Below are 10,236 nucleotides of genomic sequence, written 5' to 3'. Positions count from 1 at the left end.
GTTCCAAAACATTGGTTTTACTCCCTAAATTCTCTTTAACTTCTTTTCCAACCTGAATACTTTTAATCCCGTCGAGCTTAATCATTGCTAGTAATGCCTCTTCAAGATTTCCTTTCTTCTCTTCTAAAATTTGCTTTACTTGTTCTTCAATTTTATTTGTTTCAGTTGCAAATGCAAAATTTACCGATCCAAATAACATAATTAGAGCCAAAAACAAAGATAAGGCTCTTTTACCTAATTTTCTCATTAATTTCCTCCTCTTCTATATTAAATTCGCAATTCAATATTCCTCTTTTTTTATAAGATTTTAGTGACAACTATATTTTTAATAAAAAATTATCACTCTCCTTTTTATTACTATGTACCATCATTCAATTTTATTGTAACATGCTTTTTTTTTAATTCAACTCTTTTGTATATCTTTCGAAAACAATTTCACAAACCATCTTCCATTCATTTCCCCTATCATTAGACTTTATATGTTAGGTAATAATACATATGTGACAAAACAATAAAAAATAGGAAGCCATCTGATAATATAAATTTAAGCAAAAACAAAATATCAGAAAGAAGGCTTCCTAAGAAAACCATTATAACAGAATAAATGAGATTTCGTCAAAAAGTAGTAGAATATGCAATGGAACACAAAAATAACGCAAAAGCCATCGCCGTTATAATTAGTATATCCCACCATTTTAAATAGTTCAGTTTTTCCTTTTTTGTCTTTAAATTTTCCATCTTATTCAACCTCATCTCTATATGTTTCTATGTCGAATTTATCTAAAGCATTCATCTTTTGTTTTACAAATAGGTCGTAGCAAAGCAATATTATTAACACAATTTGCACTATTAAGCTGATTATACTTCCTTCGACTCCAAATTTACCTCCCGTAAGCCAGCTCGGTCCCTGTGTTGTTACATTTATAAATGCATTTCCCACATTTGTTCCGCTTACAGGAAAGGCGAATACATTTCCTTGGAAGCAATTCCACGCGGCATGGAATCCGCTTACAAGCCATATGTTTTTTGTCTTTATCATAACTAGGGCTGCAAAAATTCCAAATACAAACAGATCTATTAGAGGAATAACTGATATGCCGTCGTTTTCTAAATGCATAACTGTAAAGAAAATTGCCGAGACAGCTATACCGATTAAAATATTTGTTTTACGAGCAACTCCTGAAAATAAAAATCCTCTTGTCAAAACTTCTTCGGCATTTCCCTGTATAGACCAAACCATAAGAAGGGGAATAAACTCTAAAATAAGTTTTGAGTCAAATGTAACTTTATCAATCCTAACTACACCTACAATTATCATAAAAGCTACACAACTTATTAAAACAATTGCACCAAAACCCCAACCTTTTAAAAATTCTTTTAAGCTACCTGTTTTTCTAAATCCCAAAGTATTCCAAGAAATTTTTAATATTTTCCTCGCCAAAAATATAACCAAAAGAGTTATAAATATAAAACTCGAAAGCTCGACTAAATTTATTATATAACCACTACTTGGCAAGATATTTAATACTACATTTACATAGCCTAATATAAAAATTTCAGAACTGAAAAGCACCAATTTAGCCATAAGCAAAAGTATTAAAGTATATAAATAGGGATTCTTTGTAAAATTCTTATCCTTAATTAAGTCCAATATCATCACACCTTTCTATTTTAAATAAATTCTTTAAATATCAAATGCCCTCAACCTTACCATAAATAATTTATATGATAATTTGGCAATTGAGGACATATATTATTTTACATTTTCTAAAGTCGTATTCTTAATATTATTTATTTTCTCAAATTTTCTACCTGCTATCAAAAGCTCAATCGCTCCTTTCGGACAAGCTTTTCTGCAATTTCCACATCTGATACATTCCAAATGGTTGGCATCCTTTACAGGGTCAACATTCATCAAGCATATTTTGGCACATTTCCCGCAGTTGATGCACTTGTCACAGTTGATTTGGTATCTGTAAAAAGATACTTTATTAAACAAGGAATAAATAGCTCCCAAAGGACATATCAGCTTACAAAATGGCCTGTAAATTATAATTGATAAAATAATTGTAGTAAGAAGGATTACATTCTTCCATACAAATAAGAACCCGATTGACCCTCTCATAGTTTTATTTAACAGTACTAATGGAATTCCTCCTTCCAGTGTTCCAACAGGACATATATATTTACAGAAGTATGGATTGCCATTGCCTATATTATTTACCAAGTACATCGGAAGTATAATGACAAATATCATCAAGATTAAATATTTTAGTTTTACTAGTATTTTTTCTTTGGGCAGTGTCCTTATTTTTTTGGAAATGGAATTCTATGTAATAAGTCTTGGAAAAGCCCAAAAGGACATAACCAGCCACATACCAATCTCTCCAACAAGCTTCCTATAAGGAGTAAAAACCCTACTACATAGAATGGAAATCCTCCCCCTTTTTTTGCCTATTACTGCTTGCAGAGATCCTATAGGGCAGGAACCCAATGCTCCAATGCAGGAGTAGCAATTCAGTCCGGGGCCACATGCGTTTTTTATGTCCCCTTTATATATTTTCTCTGAAATATAACCTGATACATTCCCATTTGTAATAATGGTTGCCAAGGCTTGAATTTTATGCCTAAACGAATTAAATTGTTTTTTCATAAGTTATTTTATCCAATTCCTATACATTCCATACAAATCTTAATCGCCTTGTTTAACACTACGAGATTTTCTTGTTTTACAAGGACTCCGTATAATACAAAACATATCCCGGTCATCAATAGAACTGAGGGTTTTATATTATTTTTCTGCATACTATCACCTATTTATTTTTAGAAATTTTATCAAATTCTTTGTCAATTACATTTGCCCACGCTTCTTTTGAACGGCTTCCCATGTATTCTTCTCCAATTATATCTCCTTCTTTATTTACAAAGAAAGTATATGGAAGTACATCTGTCTTCTTTAGAAGTGTATTTATTAAATTTTCATCTAAAAATATCACTTTCATAGAGCTTTTTTTATCGTTTACAATTTTTGACACTATCTCTCTTGACTCTTCGTCAGGTTTACCTTTTGAATCCATGTCAATGTCAACGCCCAATATACCTACTTTTTTGTCTTTATATTCGTTTGCCAATTCTGCTAAATATGGCAATTCTTCCATGCATGGGTTGCATGTTGTTGAGAACATGTTAACCATAGTAAGGTCATTTTCTCTAAATACTTCTTGTGTCACCTTATTTTTTTCTAAATCGGTAGTCTCAAACTCACCTATGTTTTCAGTACTGTTTTCTTTTTGTGCTTGTTCGGCAACGGGCGGTCTATTGGCTGTATCTATCTTATTTTCTTTTTGACCGCAAGCTGCCAAGCCAAGTGTCATAATTGCAATTAAGCAAAACATAGATGTTTTTTTCATCATATATTTTTTACTAAAATCTCTATTCATATTTTCTCTCCTTTAGTTTAAATTTTTTTAGTATTGTAGTTATTTTATCATTTATGTTGTTAAGTTCGTGTTAAGAAATGATAAATATTCTAAATTAAATATTGAATATCATACTTAAAATGGCGATAGATTTCATCTATTCCTATCGCCATTAATATCATATTATGAATTTTTATTTTGCAGAGTTTAATTTAAAGCACTATTTTCTTCCATTTTCTGATTTTTGTTCTGAAAGTTCCAAAAGGGGCAACGGTATTTACATGGATAAACTTATATACTTCCCATACTGCCGTCTTAGTGGCTTCATCAGCCCATTTTCTCATATGTGGTTTAAATAGTTCTTCTTCGCTTAACGAATCAATCATTTCATAGATAGAATTGATATTTTCATTTAATTTATCTTTCAACTCTTTTAGGGATAAATGCGCATAAGTATCTGTAAACCATTGATATAATTTTCCAAGTTCGTTCCATTTAAATTCATCTGATGGTGTATTCACATGTAAGCCCTTTTTTTCATCCGCTTCCCATTTGAGAAGTAAAGTTGTCCAGCCAACTTGGTAAGCTAAATTTTCTGACGGGGTTCTATCTACTTCAATAACTCTCTCATTTTTTAAGTTCTCCGGAATATTGTCAAATTCCGAAATATATTTTTCAAATGATTTTTTTATTTCAAATTTGAGTTCTTCTTTATTTGCGTATGTTCTCAAAAGACACCTCCACAGCTTCTATTTTATCAACGCTTTGATTTATATTGACTATTATAAATTGATTTAAAACAAGTTTTTTTCTCCCACTTATCATTTATTCTTATGATCTTTTAAAAAGTAACCTTCTCCAATTTTATTTACTATTGGATTGTACCCTAAAATTTGTTTTACTTTTTTTCTAAGTGACGCCAAGTGTACTCTTATGGAGTTGCTGAAATAATCGACCTCGCTGTCCCAAGCGTGCGCAAGGAGATCTTCAACCGTTACAATTCTATCTTTATTAAATAGCAAGTATTCGATGATTGCTGTCTCTTTTTTTGTCAACTTCATCTCCTCGCCCCTGACATAGAGAATCCTCTTTTTGGTGTCAAATTCAAGTTCTCCACAATTTATTTTTATATTTTTTAAGTGGAAATCTCTTCTCATAAGTGCTTTTACTCTCATTTCCAATTCTTCAAAGTAAAATGGTTTTGTCAAATAGTCGCTTGCTCCTAATTCAAATCCTTCTACTTTTGACTCTATATTTGAATTTGCCGTAAGTATCATCACTTTTGAATTTTCTCTCTCCTTATTCAATTGTTTTAATATTTCAAAGCCTGTCATGTCCGGAAGGTTTAAATCAAAAATATATAAATCGTGTTCTTCCGCTAAGATGTACTCCAAAGCTTCTCTCCCGCAAGACGCCTTATCTACATAATATCCAAGCGTGTTTAACCCTTCTGCAATTGAATTTAACAGTTCTATTTCGTCTTCTACCAGTAGTATTTTCATCATTAAATCCTACCTTTCAAAATATATCTCTATAATCGTTCCTTTCGGAAAATTATCTTTAATTTGTATTTTTGCACCGTGGTGTTCAAAAACTTTTTTTGAAAATGAAAGACCGATTCCGATCCCTTCTTTTTTTAATTTTTCAGGATTTTCTCCTCTGAAAAAAGGTTCAAATATACATTCCTTATCAGATTTTTCAATCCCTATTCCCTCATCATATATCTTTATACAAATTTTATCTTCATTATTCTGTATAAGCACTTTTACACTTCCACCCTTATAACTATATTTTATAGCATTGTCCATCAGGTTAAAAAAAGCTTGATACAGAAGTATGTAGTTCCCCACTATATTAAAATTTTTATTGTCAATGCAACTATCTTCTGTTGTTAAAATATTAAATTCCATATTTATATCTTCTTTTTCTATTCTTTCTTCGAGGTCAACAAGTAGATCTTCGAGCAAAAGTTCAAGTGGAATGTCCTCTTTTAACTCCATTCTCTCTATATAAGTTAAATCCAAAATCTTAATTATAATATTATTTAGATTTTTTACTTGATAAGAGATGGTATCTAAAAGTTCTTTAACTTCTTCTTTTTTATATTCTCTTTTATTAAATACTTCTATTTTCGTTTGTATTACTGTAAGTGGTGTCTTTAGTTGGTGTGCTACATAGGAAGAAAAGTCTTTTTGCATTTCAAATGATTTTTTTAATTTACTCATCATATTGTTAAAAGATTCTATTAAGCTACTGATTTCTATAGCTCGTGAGTACAGTTCCACGGATTCACTAAGGTTTTGCTTGTTCATGTTGTCCATGTGCTCTGATAATTTTCTAAGAGGTAATAAATATCTTCCCAAAAAAACATATGTAATAATTGTTCCCAAACTTGTTGTTAAAAAAGCAAATATATATCCATACATTTTCAATTTAAGACTAAAATTATCTATGTTGTATATTTCAATTTGTATATTTCCTATGGGGATTATCAAATCTTCCAGTACTAATGATACCGAATAATTTAGCAAAAAAATCAACGCTAAATTTGATGTAAATAATATAATCCCAATCAACAATGTCAATTGTTTTTGCATGCTTTTCTTTGTGTTCAAATCTCATCTTCTCCTAAATGCCTATAATAAACAATTTAATTATTAATTATCTCTTATCATCCTCTGTCCGGTCAAGACATTTATAAATACCCTATCACTTTACCTTGAATTTTCTCTTTTCAGTTTTTAATATTTTTACTGCTATAAGTTATTTATTTCATATTTATATAAAAAAAGCAAGCCTTTCGACTTGCCTTAAATTATTCTGCTGAATAAGGAATTAATGCGATTTGTCTAGCTCTCTTAATAGCAGCTGTCATTTGTCTTTGATGCTTTGCATTAAGTCCGGTGATTCTTCTTGGAAGAATCTTTCCTTTTTCTGAGATATAGTTCTTTAGAAGAGCTACATCTTTATAATCTATTTTTTTAGTCTTATCCTTTTCAAATGGATCGACTTTCTTTCTTGGTCTAAATCTTCTTTGCACTTTCTACCCTCCTCAAAATGGAATGTCTTCATTATTTATATGGTAAAATCCCTCATCATTGTCTGAGTCAGATCCAAAAGTGTTTCCAAAACTACCTGATGGTGCAGATTGGAAATCATTTGAATAAGCTGAGTTAACCGGTGGTTCCGGTCTTCTCATTTGTTGAGCTTGCATATTATCTCCTGCACTTTCAACAAAGTCCATATTCTCAACAATTACATCAGTTGTATAAACTGTTTTTCCATCTTTATCATCATATCTTCCCGTTTGAATTCTTCCTTGAACTACAAGTCTATCGCCTTTTTTTACGTAGTTGGCAATTACCTCAGCAGTTTTATTCCATGCTGTACATGAAATAAAATCGGCTGTAGGTTGGTTGTTACGCTCTGCCTCAGCTCTTTTATCTTTTGATAATCTTCTGTTTACAGCAATTGTAAATCTCACTACTGCTATACCACTTGGCGTATATCTTAGTTCCGGATCTCTTGTAAGTCTTCCCATTAAATTGACATTATTCATAATTTCACCTTAATCCTCTAATTTAACTACCATGTGTCTCATTACAGATTCTAAAATTCTTGCAACTCTGTCGAATTCTTTAATTACTTCAGCTTCTGTTTCAAATTCAACTAAGTAATAGAAAGCTTCTTTGTTGTATTCAATTTCGTATGCTAGCTTTCTCATACCCCATTCATCAACATTTGTGATATTTCCATTATCACTTATGATTTTCTTAAGTCTTTCAAAAGCTGCTACTCTCTTTTCTTCTTCTACTGTTGGGTAGAACATTACTATTGCTTCGTACTTTCTCATAATTCACCTCCTCGTGGACTAATGGCTCATCCTTTTGAATGAGCAAGGATATAACTCAAGTATTATATAAAATTTATACGTTTTTGTCAAATAAACAGTAAAATAATTATTGATTTAAATCCTCAATCTATATTATATAATAATTAAAGGAGGTTTTTTATGAATACTAAAAATATTAAAGTAAATGCTCAAAAAACCATTGCTTTAGTTGCGCATGATAATAAAAAAGACGAACTTGTAGCATGGGCTGTAGAAAATAAATCACACCTATCCGCTCATAAACTAATCGGTACCGGAACAACCGCCGCTCTAATTTCAAAACGCACAGGACTTGAAGTCGAAGGGCTGCTCTCCGGTCCTCTTGGCGGAGACCAACAACTTGGTTCAAGAATTGCAGAAGGAAAAGTTGATATCCTCGTTTTCTTTTGGGACCCGCTTGAAATGCAACCTCACGACCCGGATGTAAAAGCACTCCTAAGAATTACAACACTGTATGATGTGCCACTTGCAACTTCTAAAACTTGTGCAGACTATATCGTATCTTCTGCCTTATTTAACTCTGAATACAATTCAGAAATTGTAGACAACTCGTTTAGCATAGCAAGTAGAGTTGAACAATTTGACTTAACTGAAAATTAAAAAAAGAGAAGTGAAAAGTTTTGATACTCTTTACTTCTCTTTTTTGATTACCAAAAGCCACAAGAGGCTTAACAGTATGAAAAGGTTAATTAAATAAATTACTCTTCTTCCTTTTTATGATGAATAATGCTGACAAATTTTTCACCCTCTTTTATCTTTCTGATTCTCTTTTCAAAATCTATTCGAGAAATCCAAATTTGTCTTTCACACCCAAGGCATTTTAACTTTATATCCACACCCGTTCTGAGTATCTCCCACATATTTTCACCGCAAGGATGACCTTTTTTTAGAGTGACTATATCTCCTACCTTATAATATAGCATTTTACCTCCTACTTACCATCTATCTCATATTTAAAAATCGGAAGCTTTATTCCGTTTTCATTAAACACTTCAACTATACTCTCTCTGAGTTTGTACTCAACACCATATTGAGAGCCGGCTTTTGCATAAGCCGCAACAGTTATCTCATAACCGGTGTTGGTGTTGTTGGTAACTCCCCAAACAACAGGACTTCCTATCAACCCTTCAACCTTCATCGCAACTAACTTTTTATTCAAAAGGTCTATAACTCTCTCCGGTTCTTCAGATAAAGCCACAGAACAGATCACTTTAGCCCTCATATTTCCCCTTTGTTGATTGGTCACAATCCCTATCTGTCCATTTGGAATAATGTGCTTCGAACCGTCAAAATCTCTTATAACAGTAGTTCTAAGGCCTATATCCTCTATAATTCCGGTCTTGCCTTCGATTACTACAGTGTCCCCAACCGAAAATTGATTTTCTAAAATTATAAAAAATCCATTTATACAATCTTTTACAAGAGTCTGCGCACCAAAAGAAAGAGCTAACGAGCCAACTCCAACAGTCGCCATTATAGAAGATGTATTAAGCCCTACAATGTCCAAAGATATAGTAACGCATATTATCATTATGACGATTACAACTATCTTATTTAAAATGCTTACTATTGTGAGTAACCTTGGATTTGAATAAGTTCCATGTCTAAGTTGATGCTCAATTCTAGACATAAAAATCCATCTTAAAAATTTAGATAGCAAAAAACCTGTTAGAAAAACTAATAAAATAACCACCAATTTGCCGAACGGATTTAATGCCCCCTCCGTCCTGAGATACTTTTCAAATTCATTTAATACACTCATTTGTTTTTCTCTCCCAATTCATTTCTGTCATTCGTTACTTTATAAAGAGTCACTATCCCATCTTGAAGCACACCTATTCTAATCCCCGATATTTCTATTTTTTCAGCTTCCGATGGAAACCTATAATAAAATTCATTTCTTTGAAGCAAATTACCCGCTATATCAGAATTCGAATAGCCATATAGCGATTTAGAAACCAATTGTAACTTTTCTACATTCGCCGCCACTATGTGCTTAGTCTTTTCTTCAAGATTAGAATTATATTTCGATAAAATTCCTGAGTGAAGTAAATATACACTTCTGTCCACAACCTCTACATCAGAAATATTTGGAATTTCAACTCTCTTTACATCATCACCTTCAAAAGCATATAAATTTTTATTAGTTACCATGACAATTCTTGAATCAGAATAATTTACATAAAGCGCCACTTCAGAACCCCTTGAGTAGGTCTTGTTATTAGATGAATTTTTTACTATACAATTAGTTGTATAACCATTGGTTTCAACTTTTAACTCTGCAATCACAAATTTTTCTAAATCCTTCACATCATAATCAAGTATAGAATTTGCAGTCTCATAAATTTTTTTCAGCTTCCCATCAGTCGTAAGAACCCACAATCTCTCCCCATTTTCATACTTTGTATGTAAAATAAAATTTTTATTCTCATACTTTATATTAAATAAAGTATCCGTTATCTTTATGTTTCTGATAAACTCTCCATTGTCTTGATATTGACTTATTCTCCCAAGATCTTCATCATATAGAAAAGCATAATTATTGGCAAAAAAAGAATCTAATTCAACATTTTTTGCCTTTACAGTCTTAATCAAATCACCTTCTCTATTTAAAATGTAGAGATTGTTGTCAAAAATCATCAAACCATTTGTAGAGAGATGAAAACTCTTTGCATTCTCAGTGACTTTTATTTTCTGATCTAATACAATTTCTCTTCCGGATGTATTCCTATAATAAAAATATATTACAATTAGCAATGACAACAATGTTATCGATACTATTATTTTTCTCATATTTAAATTCATCATTTCCTCCGAGTTAATTATACCACAGCTTAAAATCTATTTGGTATTGGTTGGTTATGAATTTATATTTATTTCATCGTAGGGGCGGCACGTGTCTGTGAAATAGATATTGGGTTTGTT

General features: G+C 31.6%; 14 protein-coding genes and 1 pseudogene. 1 reads left to right on the top strand and 14 read right to left on the bottom strand.

The window, feature by feature from the left end:
* The 11 genes and pseudogenes from SOR77_RS07635 to rpsF form a co-directional block, all read right to left on the bottom strand.
* The coding region (locus SOR77_RS07635) for a hypothetical protein (protein ID WP_320636536.1) at positions 1-247 on the bottom strand (247 nt) is incomplete at its 3' end.
* A 492-nt stretch (positions 248-739) separates the two neighbouring features.
* Positions 740-1,657: a type II CAAX endopeptidase family protein gene (locus tag SOR77_RS07630; RefSeq protein WP_320636535.1), complete on the bottom strand. Its 918-nt coding sequence runs from the start codon at positions 1,655-1,657 to the stop codon at positions 740-742.
* Between the two features lie 96 nt (positions 1,658-1,753).
* Positions 1,754-2,653 (bottom strand): annotated as a pseudogene (locus tag SOR77_RS07625) (4Fe-4S binding protein).
* An 8-nt stretch (positions 2,654-2,661) separates the two neighbouring features.
* Entirely contained in the window at positions 2,662-2,805 is a 144-nt protein-coding gene (locus tag SOR77_RS07620; RefSeq protein ID WP_115311949.1) for a CD1871A family CXXC motif-containing protein, read from the bottom strand.
* A gap of 8 nt (positions 2,806-2,813) precedes the next feature.
* Positions 2,814-3,440, bottom strand: coding sequence for a TlpA disulfide reductase family protein (locus SOR77_RS07615; RefSeq protein ID WP_320636534.1), 627 nt, complete (start codon positions 3,438-3,440; stop codon positions 2,814-2,816).
* Between the two features lie 191 nt (positions 3,441-3,631).
* The gene (locus tag SOR77_RS07610; protein ID WP_320636533.1) at positions 3,632-4,150 is read right to left on the bottom strand and encodes a ClbS/DfsB family four-helix bundle protein; all 519 of its coding nucleotides are present in this window, start codon (positions 4,148-4,150) and stop codon (positions 3,632-3,634) included.
* Between the two features lie 90 nt (positions 4,151-4,240).
* On the bottom strand, positions 4,241-4,924 hold the full coding sequence (locus SOR77_RS07605; protein WP_320636532.1) for a response regulator transcription factor: 684 nt from the start codon (positions 4,922-4,924) through the stop codon (positions 4,241-4,243).
* Positions 4,925-4,930: 6 nt separating this feature from the next.
* Positions 4,931-6,034, bottom strand: coding sequence for a HAMP domain-containing sensor histidine kinase (locus SOR77_RS07600; protein ID WP_320636531.1), 1,104 nt, complete (start codon positions 6,032-6,034; stop codon positions 4,931-4,933).
* Between the two features lie 200 nt (positions 6,035-6,234).
* Complete coding sequence (rpsR, locus tag SOR77_RS07595; RefSeq protein WP_004822163.1) at positions 6,235-6,459, bottom strand: 30S ribosomal protein S18; 225 nt, start codon at positions 6,457-6,459, stop codon at positions 6,235-6,237.
* Between the two features lie 12 nt (positions 6,460-6,471).
* On the bottom strand, positions 6,472-6,978 hold the full coding sequence (locus SOR77_RS07590) for a single-stranded DNA-binding protein (RefSeq protein ID WP_320636530.1): 507 nt from the start codon (positions 6,976-6,978) through the stop codon (positions 6,472-6,474).
* 9 nt (positions 6,979-6,987) lie between these two features.
* Complete coding sequence (gene rpsF / locus SOR77_RS07585; protein WP_004822159.1) at positions 6,988-7,272, bottom strand: 30S ribosomal protein S6; 285 nt, start codon at positions 7,270-7,272, stop codon at positions 6,988-6,990.
* 159 nt (positions 7,273-7,431) lie between these two features.
* On the opposite strand from rpsF, the gene SOR77_RS07580 reads away from it, so the two are divergent.
* Positions 7,432-7,911, top strand: a complete 480-nt coding sequence (locus SOR77_RS07580) for a methylglyoxal synthase (RefSeq protein WP_320636529.1) — start codon at positions 7,432-7,434, stop codon at positions 7,909-7,911.
* A gap of 98 nt (positions 7,912-8,009) precedes the next feature.
* On the opposite strand, the gene SOR77_RS07575 is transcribed toward SOR77_RS07580, so the two are convergent.
* Genes SOR77_RS07575 through SOR77_RS07565 form a run of 3 tightly spaced genes read right to left on the bottom strand, consistent with a single transcriptional unit; the run spans position 8,010 to position 10,116 of the window.
* Positions 8,010-8,234 (bottom strand): DUF951 domain-containing protein, encoded by a 225-nt coding sequence (locus SOR77_RS07575; protein ID WP_320636528.1) that lies wholly within the window; start codon positions 8,232-8,234, stop codon positions 8,010-8,012.
* An 8-nt stretch (positions 8,235-8,242) separates the two neighbouring features.
* On the bottom strand, positions 8,243-9,073 hold the full coding sequence (locus SOR77_RS07570; RefSeq protein WP_320636527.1) for a mechanosensitive ion channel family protein: 831 nt from the start codon (positions 9,071-9,073) through the stop codon (positions 8,243-8,245).
* A complete protein-coding gene (locus tag SOR77_RS07565; RefSeq protein ID WP_320636526.1) occupies positions 9,070-10,116 on the bottom strand; it encodes a hypothetical protein in 1,047 nt (348 codons plus the stop codon). Before SOR77_RS07565 ends, SOR77_RS07570 begins: the two co-directional genes overlap by 4 nt.
* Between the last annotated feature and the right edge of the window lie 120 nt (positions 10,117-10,236).

Source organism: Peptoniphilus sp. (genome assembly GCF_034090345.1).
GTDB lineage: Bacteria > Bacillota > Clostridia > Tissierellales > Peptoniphilaceae > Peptoniphilus.
This window is presented reverse-complemented; position numbering and strand designations above follow the sequence as displayed.